Annotated in this window: 17 protein-coding genes; 10 read left to right on the top strand and 7 right to left on the bottom strand. The window is 75.0% G+C overall.

Going from position 1 to position 18956, the window contains the following annotated elements; genetic code table 11:
- Positions 1-50: 50 nt before the first annotated feature.
- Positions 51-1268 carry an MFS transporter gene (locus tag ACN27B_RS26945; protein WP_357959517.1) on the top strand — a complete coding sequence of 406 codons (1218 nt, stop codon included), beginning with the start codon at positions 51-53 and terminating at the stop codon, positions 1266-1268.
- A gap of 86 nt (positions 1269-1354) precedes the next feature.
- A complete protein-coding gene (locus ACN27B_RS26940) occupies positions 1355-1687 on the top strand; it encodes a hypothetical protein (protein WP_091574113.1) in 333 nt (110 codons plus the stop codon).
- A 10-nt stretch (positions 1688-1697) separates the two neighbouring features.
- On the opposite strand, the gene crcB is transcribed toward ACN27B_RS26940, so the two are convergent.
- The 3 genes from crcB to ACN27B_RS26925 form a co-directional block, all read right to left on the bottom strand.
- Complete coding sequence (gene crcB / locus ACN27B_RS26935) at positions 1698-2054, bottom strand: fluoride efflux transporter CrcB (protein ID WP_099160699.1); 357 nt, start codon at positions 2052-2054, stop codon at positions 1698-1700.
- Entirely contained in the window at positions 2051-2542 is a 492-nt protein-coding gene (locus ACN27B_RS26930) for a FluC/FEX family fluoride channel (RefSeq protein WP_422741886.1), read from the bottom strand. The genes crcB and ACN27B_RS26930 overlap by 4 nt, the downstream gene beginning before the upstream one ends.
- Before the next feature lie 286 nt (positions 2543-2828).
- Entirely contained in the window at positions 2829-4055 is a 1227-nt protein-coding gene (locus ACN27B_RS26925; RefSeq protein WP_099160701.1) for an MFS transporter, read from the bottom strand.
- Between the two features lie 137 nt (positions 4056-4192).
- Here ACN27B_RS26925 and ACN27B_RS26920 point away from each other — a divergent pair, with 137 nt between their 5' ends.
- The 4 genes from ACN27B_RS26920 (at position 4193) to ACN27B_RS26905 (ending at position 7092) form a co-directional block, all read left to right on the top strand.
- Complete coding sequence (locus tag ACN27B_RS26920) at positions 4193-4642, top strand: MarR family winged helix-turn-helix transcriptional regulator (protein ID WP_099160702.1); 450 nt, start codon at positions 4193-4195, stop codon at positions 4640-4642.
- Between the two features lie 118 nt (positions 4643-4760).
- Entirely contained in the window at positions 4761-6068 is a 1308-nt protein-coding gene (gene paaK / locus ACN27B_RS26915; protein ID WP_099160703.1) for a phenylacetate--CoA ligase PaaK, read from the top strand.
- Position 6069: 1 nt separating this feature from the next.
- On the top strand, positions 6070-6477 hold the full coding sequence (paaI, locus tag ACN27B_RS26910) for a hydroxyphenylacetyl-CoA thioesterase PaaI (RefSeq protein ID WP_099160704.1): 408 nt from the start codon (positions 6070-6072) through the stop codon (positions 6475-6477).
- 48 nt (positions 6478-6525) lie between these two features.
- Positions 6526-7092, top strand: coding sequence for a dienelactone hydrolase family protein (locus tag ACN27B_RS26905; RefSeq protein WP_422741883.1), 567 nt, complete (start codon positions 6526-6528; stop codon positions 7090-7092).
- 69 nt (positions 7093-7161) lie between these two features.
- Here ACN27B_RS26905 and ACN27B_RS26900 read toward each other — a convergent pair whose 3' ends face one another.
- The gene (locus tag ACN27B_RS26900) at positions 7162-9444 is read right to left on the bottom strand and encodes an AAA family ATPase (RefSeq protein WP_422741881.1); all 2283 of its coding nucleotides are present in this window, start codon (positions 9442-9444) and stop codon (positions 7162-7164) included.
- Positions 9445-9633: 189 nt separating this feature from the next.
- Here ACN27B_RS26900 and ACN27B_RS26895 point away from each other — a divergent pair, with 189 nt between their 5' ends.
- From ACN27B_RS26895 to ACN27B_RS26880, 4 genes are all read left to right on the top strand, one after another.
- Entirely contained in the window at positions 9634-12573 is a 2940-nt protein-coding gene (locus ACN27B_RS26895; RefSeq protein WP_422741879.1) for a helix-turn-helix transcriptional regulator, read from the top strand.
- Positions 12574-12685: 112 nt separating this feature from the next.
- A complete protein-coding gene (locus ACN27B_RS26890; protein WP_091574122.1) occupies positions 12686-13456 on the top strand; it encodes a DUF5995 family protein in 771 nt (256 codons plus the stop codon).
- 98 nt (positions 13457-13554) lie between these two features.
- A complete protein-coding gene (locus ACN27B_RS26885; protein ID WP_355518418.1) occupies positions 13555-13986 on the top strand; it encodes a hypothetical protein in 432 nt (143 codons plus the stop codon).
- Positions 13987-14049: 63 nt separating this feature from the next.
- Complete coding sequence (locus ACN27B_RS26880) at positions 14050-16146, top strand: amino acid transporter (RefSeq protein WP_422741876.1); 2097 nt, start codon at positions 14050-14052, stop codon at positions 16144-16146.
- A 72-nt stretch (positions 16147-16218) separates the two neighbouring features.
- Here the strand turns inward: ACN27B_RS26880 and ACN27B_RS26875 are convergent, their stop codons facing one another.
- From ACN27B_RS26875 to ACN27B_RS26865, 3 genes are all read right to left on the bottom strand, one after another.
- Complete coding sequence (locus tag ACN27B_RS26875) at positions 16219-17178, bottom strand: TIGR03557 family F420-dependent LLM class oxidoreductase (RefSeq protein ID WP_422741874.1); 960 nt, start codon at positions 17176-17178, stop codon at positions 16219-16221.
- Between the two features lie 179 nt (positions 17179-17357).
- Positions 17358-17564 carry a hypothetical protein gene (locus tag ACN27B_RS26870; protein ID WP_091574126.1) on the bottom strand — a complete coding sequence of 69 codons (207 nt, stop codon included), beginning with the start codon at positions 17562-17564 and terminating at the stop codon, positions 17358-17360.
- A 123-nt stretch (positions 17565-17687) separates the two neighbouring features.
- On the bottom strand, positions 17688-18890 hold the full coding sequence (locus tag ACN27B_RS26865; RefSeq protein WP_099160710.1) for a low temperature requirement protein A: 1203 nt from the start codon (positions 18888-18890) through the stop codon (positions 17688-17690).
- Positions 18891-18956 lie beyond the last annotated feature (66 nt).

The following is an 18956-nucleotide window of genomic DNA, read 5'->3' as shown; positions in this document are numbered from 1 at the left end:
CAGGTGTGCGATGGTCGTCGGGACCACTTCGGGGAAGGGACGACCGCACCGTGAGCAGCACCCTCGACGCACCGGCCGGGCAGCGGCCACCGGTGCCCCGGCCGGTTCTGGCCGCCCGCACCGGCGTCGCCGTCGTGTTCGCGCTCAACGGGCTGGCGGTGGCGAGCTGGTTCTCCCGGGTGCCCGCGGTCCGGGAGGCGCTCGGGCTCAGCCCCGGCCGGCTCGGCCTGCTGCTGCTCTGCATGTCGGTGGGCGCGCTGCTGGCCATGCCGACCGCCGGTCTGGTCACCCAGCGGCTGGGCCCGGCCCGCACGGTGGCGGTGGCGACGCTGCTGGTCGCGCTCGGCATGACGGTGGCCGGGCTGGCCACCGGGCTGGCCGGCTGGGTGCCCGGCGTGGGGCTCGGGCTGGCCGCGTTCGGCTTCGGCTCCGGCCTGTGCGACGTGGCCATGAACGTCGAGGGCGCGGCGGTGGAGAAGCGGATCGGCCGCACCATCATGCCCCGGTTCCACGCCGCCTGGAGCCTCGGCTCGGTGGCCGGGGCCGGGCTGGGCGCGGGCGCCGCCCGCCTCGGCGTACCCATCGAGGTGCACCTGCCGGTGCTCGCGGCGCTGATCCTCGCCGGCACCCTGCTCGGCGCCCGGGCGTTCCTGTCCGCGCCGGCCGAGGCGGCCGGCGCGGGCGAGCCGGCGGCCCGCCGGCGGGCGTTGCTGGCCGCCTGGCGGGAGCCGCGCACCCTGCTGGTCGGCCTTCTGGTGCTGGTCATGGCGTTCACCGAGGGCAGCGCCAACGACTGGCTGGCGGTGGCGTTCGTGGACGGGTACGGGGTCAGCGAGGCGGTCGGCGCCGCCGTGTTCGGCGTGTTCGTGGTGGGCATGACGCTGGGCCGCACCGTCGGCACGGTCGCCATCGACCGGTGGGGGCGGGTGCCGGTGCTCTTCGGCACCATCGGGCTGGCCGCCGCCGGCGCCACCCTGGCCGTGCTGGCCGGCTCGGGTCCGCTGGCCGTGGTCGGCGTGGCGCTGTGGGGGATCGGCGCGTCGCTCGGCTTCCCGGTCGGGATGAGCGCCGCCGCCGACGACGAGGACAAGGCGCCGGCCCGGGTCAGCGTGGTCGCGGTGATCGGTTACACCGCGTTCCTCGCCGGCCCGCCGCTGCTCGGCTTCCTCGGCGACCACTTCGGGGTGCTGCCGGCGCTCGGCCTGGTGCCGCTGCTCCTGCTGCCCACGCTCGCGCTGGTCCCGGTGCTCCGCCAGCCGGCCCGCTGACGGCTCAGCCGACTCCCATCCCGCTCCCAGGCGGCTGCCAGGCCGGCGTGCTGCACTGGGACGGACGCCGAGGAGAGGAGGCGGGCATGGGCTGGTTCAGCCGACGGGCCGCCGACCCGACGACCCCGACGAAGCTCGACCGCGAGGCGAACCGGGAGGACCTGGCCCAGCTGGAGGCGTTCGTCACCAGCCGCAGCGGGGTCGAGTTCTATCTGGAACCGGAGACCACCGCCACGGACACCACGGTGGTCGCCATCGCCCACGACGGCGAGTGGATCCGCCGCCGCACCGGCTCACCCCGGGCCGCCGGCAAGATCGCGCAGCGGTACGCGGTGCCGCTCTACGAGGCGGCCCGCACCGGCTACCCGGAGCGGATGCGGGCGTGGAACCGGGCCCACCCGGAACGCCACGCCCGCTGACCCCGGCGGGTCAGAACGCCGCGACCACCGCGTAGCCCAGGAACGCCGCGCCGAGCCCGGCGACCACGCTGGCCAGCACGTTCGCGTACGCGTGCCGGCGCGCACCGGAGCGGGCCAGCCGCAGTGTCTCGTAGCTCAGCGTCGACCAGGTGGTCAGCGCGCCGCAGAAGCCGGTGCCGACCAGCGCCGTCACGCCGGGGTCGGCGGGCACGGCGAGCACCGCGCCGAGCAGCAGCGACCCGGCCACGTTGACGGTCAGGGTGCCCCACGGGAAGGCCGAGTCGTGCCGGGACTGCACGGCCCGGTCGGTGAGGTAGCGCAGCGGCGCCCCGAGCGCGGCCCCGAGCGCGATCAGCAGGACGGTCACCGGGCCACCTCGTCCCGGGCGGTGAGCAGCCGGGCGGTCACCGCGTCCCCGACCGCCACCGCGACCAGCGCCCCGAGCACGGTCAGGGCCAGGTAGACCAGCGCCGTACCGGCCGCGCCGGCGGTGACCAGCCGTTGCGCGTCCACCGCGTACGTGGAGAAGGTGGTGAACCCGCCGAGCACCCCGACGCCGAGGAACGGGCGGGCCAGCGGGCCGGCCGGGCGGGCGGTGAGCGTCGCCATCAGCACGCCGATCAGCAGGCAGCCGGTGACGTTGACGCCGAAGGTGGCCCACGGGAACCCGGTGGGCGGGTGCGGGACGGCGGCCTGCACGCCGGCGCGGGCCAGCGCGCCGAGCACGCCGCCGGCGGCGATCACGGCGAGCACCGCCGCCGGGTGCGCGGTCAGTTCACCCCGGTCCCCGGGTACGCGGAGATCGACATCCGGATCGACGCGGGACTCGGGCGGTCGTGACACGGTGCCTCCCACCAGGACGGGTATCACTGGCAGGGACCGTTGGCGTGTTCGCGGTTCTCCCGGCGCCTCCCGGGACGGCGGGCCCCACCGCCGGTTTCGTTCCCGAGCATAACCCGCCCGCGTCCGGTCCCGCCTCGCCGGCGGCGCGGGGCCCCGCTGCCGTCGATCGTCGGCGGCCCCCGGGCCCTCCGCCGTCGTCGATCATGGAGTTGTGGCACCTCGCGAACGTCGCGTAGGCGGACATCGGAGGCGCCACAAGTCCAAGATCGGCGGGCCGGCCCGGGCGGGGTGGGGTGGGTCAGCGGGTGGCGTCGGCCAGGTCGCGGGGGGCGGGCGTGGGCTCGTGCCGGGTGTGGCGGGCGGCGCGTTCGGCGATCAGGAGCACCGCCAGGCCGAGCAACGTCAGCACGGCGCCGGCCCAGATCGGTGCGGTGAACCCCAGCCCGGCGCCGATGGTGAGGCCGCCGATCCAGGCCCCGAGCGCGTTGCCCAGGTTGAATGCCGCGATGTTGGCGCCGGAGGCGAGCGTGGGCGCCTCGTGGGCGTACCGCATGATGCGCATCTGCAGCGGCGGCACGGTGGCGAAGCCGAACGCGCCCATCAGCACCAGCGCGACGACCGTGAGGGCCGGGCTCGCGGCGGTGAGCGCGAAGCCGACCAGCACCACTGTGAGCACCGCGAGCACGGTGACCAGAGTGGTCGACAGCGAGCGGTCGGCGGCGCGCCCGCCGGCCAGGTTGCCGGCGAACAGGCCGACGCCGAAGAGCACCAGCAGCCACGGCACGGTGCCGGTGGCGAAGCCGCTGACCTCGGTCAGCGTGTAGGCGATGTAGGTGAACGCGCCGAACATGCCGCCGAAGCCGAGCACGGTGACCACCAGCGAGAACCAGACCTGCGGTCGGGTGAAGGCCCGCAGCTCGCCCCGGAGCCCGCCGCCGGTGGCGGCGTCGGTGGCCGGCCCACGGCCGGGCACCAGCAGCGCCAGCCCGGCCAACGCCAGCACGCCGATGCCGGTGATCGCCCAGAACGTCGACCGCCAGCCGAAGTGCTGGCCGAGGAAGGTGCCGAACGGGACGCCGAGGACGTTGGCGACGGTCAGGCCGGCGAACATCATGGCGATCGCGCCCGCCCGGCGGGCCGGCGGGACCAGGCCGGCGGCCACCACCGCGCCGATGCCGAAGAACGCGCCGTGGCACAGCGCCGCGACGATCCGGCCGGCGAGCATGGTGGCGTAGTCGCCGGAGAGCGCGGAGAGCAGGTTGCCGGCGATGAAGAGCACCATCAGCCCGAGCAGCACCGGCTTGCGGCGCAGCCGGGTGACCGCCGCGGTGAGTGCCACCCCGCCGACCGCGACGCTGAGCGCGTACCCGGAGATCAACCAGCCGGCGACCGACTCGCTGACCGCGAAGTCGGCGGCGACCTGGGGGAGCAGTCCCATGATCACGAACTCGGTCAGTCCGATGCCGAACGCCCCGATCGCCAGGGCCAGCAGGCCGCCCGGGAGCGCGGAGGTGCGTGGTGACATGACAGTCCATTCCCTGCGTGAGAAGACAGAGTGCGCGTGCAATTACCCGCGCCTGCAATGAAATAGTTGCACGCGCCTGCTATCGGCGCAAGCGTGCTAGGCTGGGGGCCGTCCAGGTCACAGCGGAGGAGGGCCGGATGGGCATCGGTGACGACGCGGTCGAGATCCGCGCCCAGGGGTGGCGCACGCTCGCCGCGCTGCACGGCCTGATCGAGACCGCCCTGGAACGCGCCCTCCAGACCGAGCACGACCTCTCCGTCGTGGAATACACGGTGCTCGACGCGCTCTCCCGGCAGGACGGCTGGCACATGCGCATGCGGCAGCTGGCCCGCGCCGCCGCGCTCTCCGGCAGCGCCACCACCCGCCTGGTCACCCGCCTGGAGGAGCGCGGGCTGCTCACCCGGATCCTCTGCGCGGACGACCGGCGCGGCATCTACACCGAGCTGACCCCGGCCGGCTCGGAGCTGCTGGCCCGGGCCCGACCCACCCACGACCGGGTGCTCACCGACGCGCTGGCCGAGGGTGGGCGCACCCCCGAGCTGGCCCCGCTGGTCGACGCGCTGCACCGGCTGCCGGCCGCCCGCTGAGCGCGCCCGGCCCCGCCGATCCCGACGGCGCTGACCTGGCAGGACGGCCCGTACGGGCGTACGGTGATCGGCATCGCCCGGCGCGGCGGCGTCCGGGCCCGTCGCGCAGGAGGCACCCGTGCAGGACCGCACCCCTCGTCCGGACGAGCTGGATCCCGTCGAGCGGATCGGCGTCGACGAGCTGCGCGCCCTGCAACGCGACCGGCTGCGGCACTCGCTGCGCCACGCCTACGCGCACGTGCCGCACTACCGACGCGCGTTCGACGCCGCCGGCGCCCACCCCGACGACCTGCGGGACCTGAGCGACCTGGCCCGCTTCCCGTTCACCACCAAGGCGGAGTTGCGGGAGAACTACCCGTTCGGCATGTTCGCGGTGCCCCGCGAGCGGGTCGCCCGGCTGCACGCCTCGTCGGGCACCACGGGACGCCCGACGGTGGTCGGCTACACCCGCGCCGACCTGGACACCTGGGCGACGCTGATGGCGCGCTCGATCCGCGCCGCCGGCGGTCGCCGGGGTGACCGGGTGCACGTCGCGTACGGCTACGGACTGTTCACCGGCGGCCTGGGCGCGCACTACGGCGCCGAGGAACTGGGCTGCACGGTGATCCCGGTGTCCGGTGGCATGACAGAGCGCCAGGTCATGCTGATCCGCGACCTCGCGCCGGAGGTCATCATGGTCACCCCCAGCTACATGCTGGCCATCGTCGACGAGATGGAGCGGCAGGGCCTCGACCCGCGCGCCACGTCCCTGCGGGTGGGGGTCTTCGGGGCCGAGCCGTGGACCGAGGACATGCGCCGTGAGCTGGAACAGCGCCTGGACATGCACGCGCTGGACATCTACGGCCTCTCCGAGGTGATGGGTCCCGGCGTGGCCGTCGAGTGCGTGGAGACCAAGGACGGGCTGCACCTGTGGGAGGACCACTTCTACCCGGAGATCATCGACCCGGTCAGCGGCGCGGTGCTGCCCGACGGCGAGCGGGGCGAGCTGGTGCTGACCTCGCTCACCAAGGAGGCCATGCCGGTGGTCCGTTACCGCACCCGCGACCTGACCCGCCTGCTGCCCGGCACCGCCCGCCCGATGCGCCGGATCGAGAAGATCACCGGGCGTACCGACGACATGATGATCGTGCGGGGGGTGAACGTCTTCCCGACCCAGATCGAGGAGCTGATCCTGCGTACGCCCGCCCTGTCACCGCACTTCCAGTGCGTGCTCGACCGGCGGGACCGGCTGGACACGCTCACCGTCCACGTGGAACGGCGCGCCGGGACGGCGCCGGACGAGGCGGAGCGGGCCGGTGCGGCCCTGGCCGAGCAGGTCAAGAACACCATCGGGGTCTCCGTCGCGGTGCGGGTGATCGAGCCGGACGGGGTGGAACGCTCGATGGGCAAGATGCGCCGCATCGTCGACCAGCGGCGGGAGCGCTGAGATGGCGGGCGACGACGGCCGCACCGCCGCGCACGACATGTTCGACGCCGACGTGGCGTCGAAGGGGCTCGGCATCGAACTCGTCTCGGCCGGCGACGGCGCCGCGGTGGCCCGGATGCGGGTCACCCCGGCGATGCTCAACGGCCACGCGATCGGCCACGGCGGCTTCGTGTTCCTGCTCGCCGACACCGCGTTCGCGCTGGCCTGCAACAGCCACGGACCGGCCACCGTGGCCGCCGGCGGCGAGATCTCCTTCCTCCGCCCGGTGCGCGAGGGCGACCTGCTGCAGGCGTACGCCAGCGAGCGGGTGCGCCACGGCCGCAGCGGCATCTACGACGTCACCGTCCGGCGCGGCGACGAGGTGGTCGCCGAGTTCCGGGGGCGCAGCCGGACCATCGCCCGCGACTGACCGGCGCGCCCGACCGGGACGGGTGTCCGGTTGCGCGACGATGGGTCGATGGCCGACGTCCTGCTCCTGCACTCCGTCTTCGGGCTGCGGCCCGCCGTGCCGGCCGCCGCGGATCGGCTGCGGGCCGCCGGGCACCGGGTGACCACCCCCGACCTGTACGGGGTGCCGGCCGCGCGGACGGTGGAGGCCGGGTTCGCGTTGTTCGGCGAGATCGGCCACGAGGCGGTGCTGGACCGGGCTCGCGCGGCGGTCGCCGCGATGCCCGACGAGACCGTGCTGGCCGGGTTCTCGATGGGCGCCGGCATCGCCGGGGCGCTGCTGGCCGAGCGGCCACGGGCGGCGGCGCTGCTGCTGATGCACGGCACCGGCGGCGCGCCCGAGTCGGTCCGCGCCGGGCTGCCGGTGCGGCTGCACCTGGCCGATCCCGACGAGTACGAGACCGACGCCGAGGTGGACGAGTGGCGAGCCGCCATGGGCGACGCCGGCGCGGAGGTCGTCGTGCACCGCTACCCGGGACCGGGGCACCTGTTCACCGACCCGGACACGCCCGACTTCGACGCGCTCGCCGCCGCCCTGGCCTGGGACCGGGTCCTCACGTTCCTCGCCGACGTGTGACGCACCGGCCGTCCCGGTGACGCCCGGGCCGGAGTGGCCCCGTGCCCGCTCCGACCCGGACGCACCCGCTCAGGCGGCGAGCCCGAGCGCGGCGGGCCGCTGCGACCCCGCCGTTCCCGGCCGCCGCCCCGCCCGTTCCGGCGGCCCGGTAGTCGACCCCGCCGAACCCGCCCCGAGCCGGAGCACGCTCCCCGCGCCGGCGGACGCCCCGGCGCCCGCCCTGGACGGCGCCCCGGCACCTGCTCGGGACGGCGCCCCGGCACCTGCTCGGGACGGCGCCCCGGCACCTGCTCGGGACGGCGCCCCGGCACCTGCTCGGGACGGTGCCACGGCTGCTCGGGACGGTGCCACGGCTGCTCGGGACGGTGCCACGGCTGCCGTGCCCCGTGGCATCGCGGCGTCCGCCGGCGGTGCGGCGGCCGTCGGAGGCCCGGCGCCGGACGCGACCGGCGCGGCGTACCCCGAGCGGTGCGACGCCGCCCGGATCGGCGGGACGGGCGCCGGTCGGGCCCCTCCACCCGACCGGCGCGACCGCCCCACCCCGAGCGGGCAGGTCGCCCGCCCGTCGACGTCCCCGCGGGGAACGTCGAGCCTCGACGCGGCGCCCGGCCGGCGCGTGGCGGGGACAGCCCTCGACCGGCCGTTGGTCCCGTCGCCGCGAAGTCGCCGGGCGAAGTCGGCCCGTGCCGCGCGGGGCAGTCGGTACGCGGCCATCCGGGCGACCACCGGCTCGGCGATGGTCCAGCCGCCCGCGCGGGTACGCCGGAGCAGGCCCGCCGCGGCCAGGGTGCGCAGCACCGGCCCGACCCGGCCGGCCGCCCAGCCGAGCATCCGCTCGACCGTGGCGGGGGCGAGCGTGCCGCCCGCCGTGGCGCCGGCCATCAGCACGGCGCGCTGGGCGCCGTCGAGCCGGTCCAGTCGCGCGTCCACGAGCCGGCGCGCCGCGGCGGGCACCCCGGCCGGCTCGTCGCCGGAGTCCTCGGCGGCGTACGCGGTCGCGACCGCCGGGTTGCCCCCGACCAGCGGCAGCAGCCGCGCGGCCAGCGCCGCGGGCCGGTCGGCCCGGTCGAGCAGGTGCCGCAGCAGGCGTCCGCTGTCCCGGGCCCCCAGCGGCGCCAGCCACACCCGGCGCCACCGCTCGCCCGGCCCGGGCGACGGGTCGGCCCGTCCGGCGCTGTGGGTGGTGACCACCGCGAGCGCCAGCCGTCGTTCGCCGGCCGTCGCGTGCAGGTGACGCAGGAACCGGTGCAGCGCGGGCGCCGCGCGGTCCAGGTCGTCCACCGCCACCACCACCGGCGCTCCGGCGGCCCGGTCGAGCAGCAGCTCGCGGCAGGCCGCCACGGCCCGGGACGCCGCGGCGGGATCGTCCGGGGTGGCGAGGAACGCGGCCAGCGCGGGGCTCGCCGAGGCCCACCCCGGGTCACCGGCGGTGGAGCCGGGCAGCGGGCGTACCGCCGGGTCCGGCGTGAGCAGCGCGCGGACCAGGTCGGCCAGCGGCGCCAGCTCCCCGTCCGGGTAGGGCGGGCAGTGCGCCACGCACCAGCGCACCTCGGTGCCGTCCACCCGGGACACCGCGCGGGTCAGCTCGTGCAGCAGCCGGCTGCGACCGCTGCCCGGCGGGCCGGCCAGGGAGATCCACCGGGGACGTCGCTCGCGCAGCGCCCGGACGACCTCGTCGGCCGCGCCGGCCAGCTCGCGCCGGCGGCCCACCAGGGGACCGTGGTGCCGGGTGGGCCGGTGCCGGGACACCCCGGTCACCCGCCACACGTCCACCGGCCCGGCCTTGCCGGCCATGGTCATCGTCGCCAGTGGACGCTGCTCGACCAGGCCCGCGACCGCGCGTCGGGTGCTCGGGCAGACCACCACCCCGCCGGGCGGGGCGTACTCCTGCAGCCGGGCGGCGGTGGTGATCACCGCGCCGCTGGCCGCGCCGTGGCCGCCGTCGTGCGCGCCGGTCAGGTCGACGAGCACCTCACCGGTCGCGACACCGACGCGGACCCGCAGCCTGATGTCGCCCGCCGGCCGCCGGTCGAGCGCCGCCTGGATCTCCAACCCGGCCCGCACCGCCCGGTACGCGTCGAAGCCGTCGCAGCCGTGCGCGCCGAACAGCGCCATCACCGCGTCGCCGACGTACTTCTCCACCACGCCCCGCCACCGGCGCAGCACCCCGGACACGGTGCCGAAGTAGGCGCGCTGCAACGTCCGCACGTCCTCCGGGTCGAGCCGCTCCACCAGACCGGTCGAGCCGACGATGTCGACGAAGAGCACCGTGACGGTGCGGCGTTCCTCCGGCACCGGCCAGCGTGCCGCGCTGACGGCTTCCCGACTCGCCACGGGCGTGGTGATCAACATCGCACCCACCCTTTCCCTGGTCCGGTGCCTGACGACCACCGGAGACTTTCACCACCGGGTCCTCGGGGGATCGGTAGGACGACGTATGTCGACCACCCGCAACCGTTAGTCGTGTTGTCGACGCGAGGAGTACGAGTACGCCCGTAAGCCCGTAGAACGGTGCGGGGACCTGTGACTAGGCTGCGTCCCATGGCCAGCGATGTGGACACCGCACCGCTCGTCGGCCGTGTCGGGACCCTGGCGACGCTGCGGTCGGCGCTGCTCGACGACGTCGCCCCCGGGCAGACGGCCGCGGTGATCCTCACCGGCGAGAGCGGCGTGGGCAAGACCCGGCTGCTGGCCGAGGTCGGCGAGCGGCTGCGGCAGTCGGGCGCCCTGGTGCTCACCGGCACCTGTCTGGACATCGGCGACGCCTCGCCGTTGCACCCGGTGCGCCAGGCGCTGCGCCGGCTCGACACCGACGTGGCCGAGGCGCGCACCACCTCGGCGGTCCGCGGGCTGTTGCAGGTCTTCGACGAGGAGACCCCGGGCCCGGACGGCGCCGGCGCGCTGCTGGAGCGGGTCTCGCAGGGCCTGCACCTGGTCGCCGGCGGTCGGCCGCTGGTGCTCGTCCTGGACGACCTGCAGTGGGTCGACCGGAGCACCCGCCAGCTCCTGCTCTATCTGCTCGCCGGCCTGGGCGACCTGCAACTGTCCGTGCTCGCCGCGATCCGGGCCGAGTCGCTGCGCGGCGCGCACCCGCTGCGCCGGGTGCTCACCGAGCTGCGCCGGCTGCGGTCGGTGCGGGTGATCGACCTGCTGCCGCTGGACCGCGCCGGCACCGACGAGCTGGCCGCCGCGATCGTCGGCGCGCCGCTGCCCCCCGAGGCCGCCGACCAGGTGTGGCAGCGCAGCGGTGGCAACCCGTTCGTGGTGGAGGAGCTGGCCCGCGACCGGCGCGACGGCCGGGACGGGCTCTCCGACACGCTGCGCGAGGTCTTCCTGGACCGGGTCGACGCGCTGCCCCAACCGGCGCACGCCGTGGTGCACGCGGTCGCCGCCGGGGTGGAGCCGGTCGAGCACTGGCTGCTGGCCCAGGTGGTCCGGCTGCCGGAGGACGAGCTGCTCGACGCGGTCCGGGAGGCGGTGGCGCACCGGCTGCTGGTCGGCGCCGACGACGGCTACCGGCTGCGGCACCGGCTGGTCGCCGAGATCCTCGCCCACGAGCTGCTGCCGGCCGAGCGGGCCGCGCTGCACCGCCGTTACGCCGAGGCGCTCACCGCCGCGCCGGCCGAGCTGCACCAGGCCCGGCTGGCCCACCACTGGCGGCAGGCCGGCGAGCCGGCCCGCGCGCTGCCGGCCGCGATGGCCGCCGCCCGCGAGGCGGAGCGGCTGCACGGGTACGCCGAGGCGCACCGCCACTGGTCCGTCGCGCTGGCGCTGGCCGCGACCCCCGCCCCGCCGGACGGCGGCCGGCCCGCACCGGTCGAGGTGGACCGCGCCGAGCTGCTCAGCCACGCCGCCGAGGCCGCGCACCACAGCGGCGAGCACGCCCGGGCGTTGACCCTGCTGGAGGAGCTGGCCGCCGACGCGTCCGGCCCACCGGCCTGCGCGCTGCACATCCGGCGGGCCCGCTACCTGGCCGCCGCCGGCCGCTCCGCCCCGGCCGAGGAGGAATACCGCCGGGTGCTGGAGTCGGCCGACTGCACCCCGCGCGAGCGGTGCACCGCCGCCGCCCGGCTGGCCGAGCTGCTGCTGCACCTGGGCCGCTACGCCGAGGCCGGCGACCAGGCCCGGGAGGCGCTCGACCTCGCCGCCGACGTGCCCGGCTCCACCTCGGAGGTGGTGCTGGCCAGCGCCGCGCTCGGGTTCAGCGAGGCGTTCCTGGAGGACCAGACCGCCGGCCTGGCGGTGATGCGCCGGGCGCTGGAGACCGCCGAGTCCTCCGGCCGGCCGGAGGACGTGGCCTGCGCCTACCTGCACCTGGCCGAGCTGCTCACCGGCCCGCTGAACATCCTCGAGGAGGGGGTGGTGGTGGCCCGCCGCGGCGCCGAACGGGTCGCCGAGCTGGGTCTCGGCCGCACCTGGGAGACCCGGCTGCTGGCCGTCGCCACCAACGGGCTGTTCCGGGTGGGGCAGTGGGCCGAGGCGGAGAAGGTCGTCGCCACCGCGTTGCGGCACCGCCCGTCCGGCGCCGACGCGGTCGAGCTGCTGCTGGCCCGGTGCCGGCTCTCCGTCGGCTACGGCGACGTCGAGGCCTCCGACCGCGACCTGGAGGCGGTCGCCACGGTGCTGGCCGGCGGTGGCGCCCGGCACGTGCTGCCGATGCTCATCCTGCGCGCCGGGCTGGCCATGTGGCAGGGCCGGCACGACCTGGCCCGGCAGGCCGTCCAGCGGGGCCTGACCGAGAGCCGCTCCGACGACGTGATCGTGCTGGCCACGCTGGCCTGGCACGGGCTGCGCGCCGAGGCCGAGGCGGCGGCCAGCCGCACGGTCGAGGTGGACCCGACCGCGGTGCGCCGGTTGCGCGAGGTGGTCGAGCGGGTGACCCGCAAGAGCGAGAAGGCCGGCGCGCCGGTGCGCTACGTCGCCGACGGCTTCCTCGCGCTCTGCGACGCCGAGCTGAGCCGGCTCGACGACGGCCGGGGCGACCCCGAGCTGTGGGGCCGGTCGGCCACCGAGTGGGACCGGCGCAACCATCCCTATCCGGCGGCGTACTCGCGGTTGCGGCAGGCCGAGGCGCTGCTGGCCCGGCGCAGCCGGGTGGCCACCGCCGGCAAGCTGCTCCGCCAGGCCCACGCGATGGCGCAGTCGCTCGGCGCGGTGCCGCTGAGCGCCGAGATCCGTACCCTCGCCGGTCGGGCCCGGGTGACCCTGGACGACGCGCCGTCGCCCGCGCCGGTGCCCCGGCCGCGCACGGCGCCGGCCGTGCCGACCGCGCCGGCGGTGGACGAGCTGGCGGTGCTGACCGCGCGGGAACGGGAGGTGCTGGCCGCGGTCGCCGAGGGGTTGACGAACAAGGAGATCGGTCAACGGCTGTTCATCAGCGAGCGGACCATCGGCGTGCACGTGTCGCACATCTTCGACAAGCTCCAGGTCCGCACCCGGGTGCAGGCCAGCGCGATCTTCCTGCGCAACCGCCCGGAATAGACGTACGTCGGCAATACGTCGTTCTACTGATCCGGCGCGGGTGCGGCGGCTGGCAGGCTGTGCCGCGGAATCGGGTGGCGTCGTGGGGGGCGCCGACCATCGTGGAGGAGAGATGACCGAACCGGTCTGGGGTCCTGTGCACCAGGACATCGTCGGGTTGCTCGCCGACCACCCCGCCGACGTGCCGGCGGTCGTCGACCATCTCACCAAGCTGCAGGACATGCTGGTCCGGCTTCCTCCGCTGGAGGCGAGCTGCCCGCTGGCCGACTTCAACAAGCTCTACCTGGTCATCACCAGCACCGTGCTCGACGGTCTCTACGAGGACCGGTTCGTCGACCCGGCCTTCCTGGCCCGGCTCGACGTGGAGTTCGCGGCGCGCTACTTCGAGGCGCTGCGGTTCTGGACCGACGCCAGCCCGAGCACGCCCAAGGCCTGGTCCTGCCTGTTCAAGCGGATGCGCGGCCCGGACGCCCGCCCGCTGCCCTCGGCCGCCGCCGGGGTCAACGCGCACATCAACTACGACCTGCCGTTCGCGTTGGTGACCACGCTGGAGAGCCTGGAGTCCGAGCCGGTCGACGGCAGCGACCAGCACCGCGACTACCTGGAGATCAACAAGATCTTCGCCGAGCGGATCCCGGAGCTGCGCCGTGGCTACCTGGACCACTGGCAGCTCATGATCGACATGGTCAACGGCGACATCGACGACTGGTACCAGGGCGAGCTGGTGGAGTACACCCGGAACGTGGCCTGGCGCAACGCGCAGAAGATCTGGCGCTGCCGGCACGACCCGGACGCCCGCGAGTGTGAGCGGACGCGGTTGGACGACAACGCCGCGCTGCTCGGCCGGCTGCTGCTGTCGCCCCTCGGGGCGTTCCTGCAGTAGCCGGGACGGGGGGTCCCCGCGTCCCGCCGTCCGGGCGCGGGACGCGGGGACACCGTCCGTCGGGGTGTCGAGCCCGTCCGGCCGGGTACGACGTGGCCGTGCCGCATCCCGTCCCGACCGGCCCGCCCGGCCCGGTCCGCCGTTTCCCGTTCCGCTTCGACCCCGCGTTCCGGGTGCCGCTGGCCCTGCTCGGCGTGCGGCCCGAGACCGCCGCGGTGGAACTCGCCCCGGACGCGCTCGTCGTCCGGTTCGGCCCGTGGCGCCTGCGGACCACCCCGGGCAACGTCGCCGGAGTCGAACTGAGCGGCCCGTACCGCTGGTGGCGGGCGATCGGCCCGCACCTGTCGCTGGCCGACGGCGGCGCGACATTCGGCACCAGCGTCGCCGGCGGCCTCTGCCTCCGGTTCACCGAGCCGGTGCCGGCGCTGGCACCCGGCCCCTGGCCGCGACACCCGGCGCTCACCGTGACCGTCGCCGACCCGGCGGCGCTGCGCGAGGCGCTGGCTCCCGGCACTTCCGGCGGCGCTTGACCGGTTCCGCCGGGCCGCGCCCCGGCCACCGCCTACCGTGATCAGGAGGCCGGAGGGGAGCAGATGGCGCAGGCAGAGGACGGGGAGCAGCCCCGGCGTACGCGGGACCGGCGGCGCGAGGCACACGCCGCCGCCGCGGCCCGGGCGGGCCGGCACGCCGAGCACGGCGACCGGTCCGGCCGCGCGCCGGGCACGCTGCCGGAGCGGGTGGAGACGCCGGCCCGGCCGACGGCGCCGGCCGACCGCCTGCACCGCTGGCTGTTCCAGCATCGCGTCGAGCCGGTCGGCCCGGAGATACGGGAGCACCAGGCACGCGCCCACCCGTGGTGGCAGGTGATGTGCCTGACCGGCGTCGACTACTTCTCCACCCTGTCCTACCTGCCCGGCATCGCGGCGGTGGCGGCCGGCGCGCTGAGTCCGCTGGCCACCCTGCTCATCGTGGCGCTGACGCTGTTCGGGATGCTGCCGATGTACCGCCGGGTGGCCCGGGAGAGCCCGCACGGGCAGGGGTCGGTGGCCATGCTGGAGCGGCTGCTGCCGTTCTGGCGCGGCAAGATCTTCGTGCTGGTGCTGCTCGGGTTCGTCGCCACCTCGTGGATCATCACGATCACGCTCTCCGCCGCCGACGCCAGCGTGCACCTGCTGGAGAACCCGGTCCTGCCGGCGTCGTTCCCGCACGGCGCCTCGGCCGCGGTGGCGGTGACCGTGGTGCTGCTGCTGGTGCTGGGTGGCGTGTTCCTGCTCGGCTTCAGCGAGGCGGTGCAGGTGGCCATCCCGCTCGTCGCGGTCTTCCTGGCGTTGAACGCGGTGGTGGTGGCCGTCGGGGTGGCCGAGATCGTCGCCGACCCCGGGCTGTTCGGCGACTGGACCGAACGGCTCACCCGGGTCGGTGGCGCGGGCGACGTGCTGACCACCAGCGTGCTCGCCTTCCCGCTGCTGGTGCTGGGCCTGTCCGGTTTCGAGACCGGGGTGAGCATGATGCCGCTGGTCCGGGGCGACGGCGACGACCCGGAGCGCCGGCTGGCGGCCCGGATCCGCAACACCCGGCGGCTGCTCACCGCCGCCGCGCTGATCATGTCGGTCTACCTGGTCGCCACCACGTTCGTCACCACCGTGCTGATCCCCCCGGCGGCGTTCCAGCCCGGCGGCGGGGCCAACGGCCGGGCGCTCGCCTTCCTCGCCCACGAACACCTGGGCGAGGCGTTCGGCACCGTCTACGACATCAGCAGCGTCCTCATCCTCTGGTTCGCCGGCGCCTCGGCGATGGCCGGGCTGATCAACATCGTGCCGCGCTACCTGCCGTCGTACGGCATGGCGCCGGAGTGGGGACGTGCGGTCCGCCCGGTGGTGCTCGTCTACACCGCGATCAGCATCGCCATCACCGTCGCCTTCCGGGCCGACGTCAACGCCCAGGCCGGCGCGTACGCCACCGGCATCCTGGCCATGATGGTCTCGGGCGCGATCGCGGTGACCATCTCGGCGCTGCGGGCCGGGCACCGGGGTGCCGGCGTCGGGTTCGCGGTGCTCACCGCCGTGCTGCTGTACGCGCTCGCGGAGAACGTCGTGGCGAAGCCCGACGGCATCACCATCTCCGGGTTCTTCATCGCCGGCATCGTCGCGGTCTCGCTGATCTCCCGGGTCACCCGGACCACCGAGCTGCGCGCCGAGCGGATCGAGTTCGACGACGCCGCCCGCCGGTTCGTCGACGAGTCCGTCGCCCGTGACCGGCGGCTGCACCTGATCGCGAACAAGCGGCAGAGCGGCTCGGTCAAGGAGTACCGGGTCAAGGAGCGGGCGCAGCGGTCCATGAACCCGGTGCCGGGCGCCGCCGACGTGCTCTTCCTGGAGATCGACGTGAGCGACCCGTCCCAGTTCAGCCAGGTGCTCAAGGTGCACGGGGTGGAGGTCGGCGACTATCGCATCCTGCGGGCCAGCAGCCCGGCCGCGCCGAACGCGATCGCCGCCATCCTGCTCGCGCTGCGCGACGCCACCGGGGTCCGCCCGCACTGTCACTTCGAGTGGTCCGAGGGCAACCCCATTGCGCACCTGCTGCGCTACCTGATCCTGGGCCGCGGCGACACACCGCCCGTGGTCCGGGAGATCATCCGCAAGTCCGAGCCGGACCCGACCCGCCGCCCCGGCATCCACGTCGGCGGCTGAGCCGCGATGCAAGCCAAGGAAGGGCCCCTTATTAACAGACGTCTGTTAATAAGGGGCCCTTCCTTGCATCGGCTAGGCGAGCGCGCGGACGCGGGCGAGCAGGTCGCCGGCGCAGAAGTCGAGGAAGCCGTCCGGATCCGGGCCGGCGTTCTGCAGCACGATGTGGTCGTAGCCCGCCTCGACGTACGCCCGCGCCTTCTCCACGTGCGGCTCCGGCGCCGGGCCGACGGAGAACTGCTGCCGGATGTGGTGGTCCTCCACCCAGGCGGTGGCCGCGTCGAAGTTCACCGGGTTGGGCAGCTCGCTCATCACCTTCCACCCGGTGACCGCCCAGCGGCTGGTCTCCTTCGCCGCGCGTACCGCCTGCTCCTCGTCGGTTGCCCAGGCCATCGGCACCTCGGCGTAGCGCGGGCCCTGACCGCCGGCCTCCCGGTAGTGCCCGACGATGGACGCCTTCGGCTCGGTGGCGAACAGCCCGCTGCCCAGTTCGGCGGCGAGCGTCGCGGACGCCCGGCCGCTGGCCGCGACGGCGATCACCGGCGGCTGCTCGGGCAGGTCCCACACCCGGGCGTCCTCCAGCTGGAGGTGCCGGCCCTCGTAGGACTGGTAACCGCCCTGCCAGAGCAGCCGGATGATCTCCAGCGCCTCGCGCAGCCGCTCGTGCCGGCCCCGTACGCTCGGGAAGCCCAGCCCGACCACGTGCTCGTTCAGCCGCTCGCCGGCGCCCACCCCGAGCGTGAACCGGCCGTCGGAGATCAGCGCCAGCGTCGCCGCCGCCTGCGCGACGATCGCCGGGTGGTACCGGACCGAGGGGCAGGTGACCCCGGTGGCCAGGCCGAGCGTGCTGGTGCGGGCGGCGATCGCGCCCAGTGCGCTCCAGGTGAAGCAGGAGTGTCCCTGCACCTCCAGCCACGGGTGGTAGTGGTCGCTCATCTCGACGAAGTCGAAGCCGGCCTCCTCCGCGCGGACCGCCTGCCGGATGAGTTCCTGCGGCCCGAACGCCTCCGAGGCGAGCTTGTAGCCGATCTTCATGCCGGGGTTCTCCGTCCCGTCGTCAGCGGACCGCTGCCGTTCCCGCCTGGCCCGACGGCAAACCCCACAAACCCAGCCTCCTAGGACGCCTGACGGATGGTGCGGTGCGCGACTCCGGGCACGGAACGGCCCGCGCTCGCCAGGCGGGCGCGGGCCGAGGGGAAGTACGGGGTGGAGGCCTACTTGGACGGCTCCGGGAGCTTGCAGTCGATCTTCGGGTTGGCGCCGATGTAGTTCAGCGGGCCGGCCACGATGGTGACCAGGATCGTGCCCGCCTCCGCGCAGTTGGTGTCGTCGTTGCCGTAGTAGCCGCGCTGCCCGGCGGCGATCGCGCCGATGATGAGCCAGATGACGACCAGAACGCCGACTATCGAGGTGCCGCGCATCAGTTGCCTCCACTGGGGTTGTGGTGGATTCGAGGTGGAGGGCATGTACCCCGCGCGGGTGATCCGCCAAACGGAACACCGGTGCCGGCACGGCCGATTCCGATTACCTACCGGCGCGGTGACTCAGTGCGGCGGCGCCGGCTCCTCGGGCGGACGGCCGCGGCTGCGCCGGTGGTCGGCGACGGCCACCCCGGCGAGCACCAGCATCGCCCCGACGGCGGCGTAGAGCGGCGCGAGGAACAGCGCCGCCGGCGCGATGCAGAGCAGCACCAGGACCCCGCCGGGGCGCGACAGCGACACTCGGCTGAACACCTCGTACTCGAAGGCGGCCCGACCGGCCAGGAACAGCGCCGGGCCGCCGAGGATGATCGCCAGCCAGGCCGGCGGGGTGTGCCCGGTCGGCTCCAGCAGCACCAGGTCGAAGCCGGCCGCGCTGGTCACCACCCCGGCCACCATCAGCAGATGCGTGTACGGGGCGGTGTTCAGGAACCGGCTCGGCTGGGTCGACCGAGCGATGGCCTCCGGCAGCAGCTCACCGGACTTGTGCACGTAGATGCGCCAGAGCAGCAGCGTGGTGGCGAACGCGGTGCTGAACGCGAGGAGGTTCTCCACCTCCGAGTGGTGCAGGCTGAACACGGTGCCGGAGACCAGCACCGCGTCGCCCAGCGCGATGATGAAGAACTGCTGGTAGCGCTCGGAGAGGTGCTCGGCGGTGACGTTGCGCTGGGCGTCCGGCACCGAGCCCAGGCCGGGCACCGGGTAGGCCAGCCGGAAACCGAGGTAGTCGATGGCCAGCGCCAGCGCCCAGAACCACAGCCGTGCGGCGCCGTGTGCCGCCACCGCCCCGATCAGCCAGGGCACCGCCGACACGGCGAACCAGATGAAGATGCGGATGGCGCGGCGCCGGGTCTGCGGGTGGCGGCGGACCGCCGGCATGAGGAACAGGCCGCGTCCGAGATGGATCGCCACGTACGTGCCGGCGAAGACCAGCCCACGGGCGCCGAACGCCTCCGGAATGGCGGTGGTCATCAGCAGCGCGCCGAACATCACCGCCACGATGAGGAGCTTGATCTCACCGCGCTGCGGATCGTAGAGGTCGGTGACCAGCGTGGTGATCGCCCAGGTCCACCAGATCGCCATCAGCATGACCAGCGACTGGGCGGCCCGCTCCCAACTGACCTCGCCCATCAGGTTGCGCGAGATCAGGGCCAGCGCGACCACGTAGACCAGGTCGAAGAACAGCTCCAGCAGGGTCACCCGGCGCGGCGCCTCCGGATCGCGGACCGGCGGCCGCCGGCCGGCGGGCTCCGGTGTTCCGGTGGGCACGAGCTGCTCCTGCGGGCGGGATCGGGCGCGGCGGGCCGTCCGTCCTGGCCCTTCACCGACCGTAGC

The organism is Micromonospora sp. WMMD754 (assembly GCF_049315235.1).
In the GTDB taxonomy this organism is placed as follows: Bacteria; Actinomycetota; Actinomycetes; order Mycobacteriales; family Micromonosporaceae; genus Micromonospora; species Micromonospora sediminicola.
This window is presented reverse-complemented; position numbering and strand designations above follow the sequence as displayed.

Excerpts from the sequence above, each read along its gene's own strand:
- ACN27B_RS26940 (WP_091574113.1), top strand. The coding sequence starts at position 1,355 with ATGGGCTGGTTCAGCCGACGGGCCGCCGACCCGACGACCCCGACGAAG.
- ACN27B_RS26925 (WP_099160701.1), bottom strand. The coding sequence starts at position 4,055 with ATGTCACCACGCACCTCCGCGCTCCCGGGCGGCCTGCTGGCCCTGGCG.
- ACN27B_RS26920 (WP_099160702.1), top strand. The coding sequence starts at position 4,193 with ATGGGCATCGGTGACGACGCGGTCGAGATCCGCGCCCAGGGGTGGCGC.
- paaI (WP_099160704.1), top strand. The coding sequence starts at position 6,070 with ATGGCGGGCGACGACGGCCGCACCGCCGCGCACGACATGTTCGACGCC.
- ACN27B_RS26905 (WP_422741883.1), top strand. The coding sequence starts at position 6,526 with ATGGCCGACGTCCTGCTCCTGCACTCCGTCTTCGGGCTGCGGCCCGCC.
- ACN27B_RS26900 (WP_422741881.1), bottom strand. The coding sequence starts at position 9,444 with ATGTTGATCACCACGCCCGTGGCGAGTCGGGAAGCCGTCAGCGCGGCA.
- ACN27B_RS26895 (WP_422741879.1), top strand. The coding sequence starts at position 9,634 with ATGGCCAGCGATGTGGACACCGCACCGCTCGTCGGCCGTGTCGGGACC.
- ACN27B_RS26890 (WP_091574122.1), top strand. The coding sequence starts at position 12,686 with ATGACCGAACCGGTCTGGGGTCCTGTGCACCAGGACATCGTCGGGTTG.
- ACN27B_RS26880 (WP_422741876.1), top strand. The coding sequence starts at position 14,050 with ATGGCGCAGGCAGAGGACGGGGAGCAGCCCCGGCGTACGCGGGACCGG.
- ACN27B_RS26875 (WP_422741874.1), bottom strand. The coding sequence starts at position 17,178 with ATGAAGATCGGCTACAAGCTCGCCTCGGAGGCGTTCGGGCCGCAGGAA.
- ACN27B_RS26870 (WP_091574126.1), bottom strand. The coding sequence starts at position 17,564 with ATGCGCGGCACCTCGATAGTCGGCGTTCTGGTCGTCATCTGGCTCATC.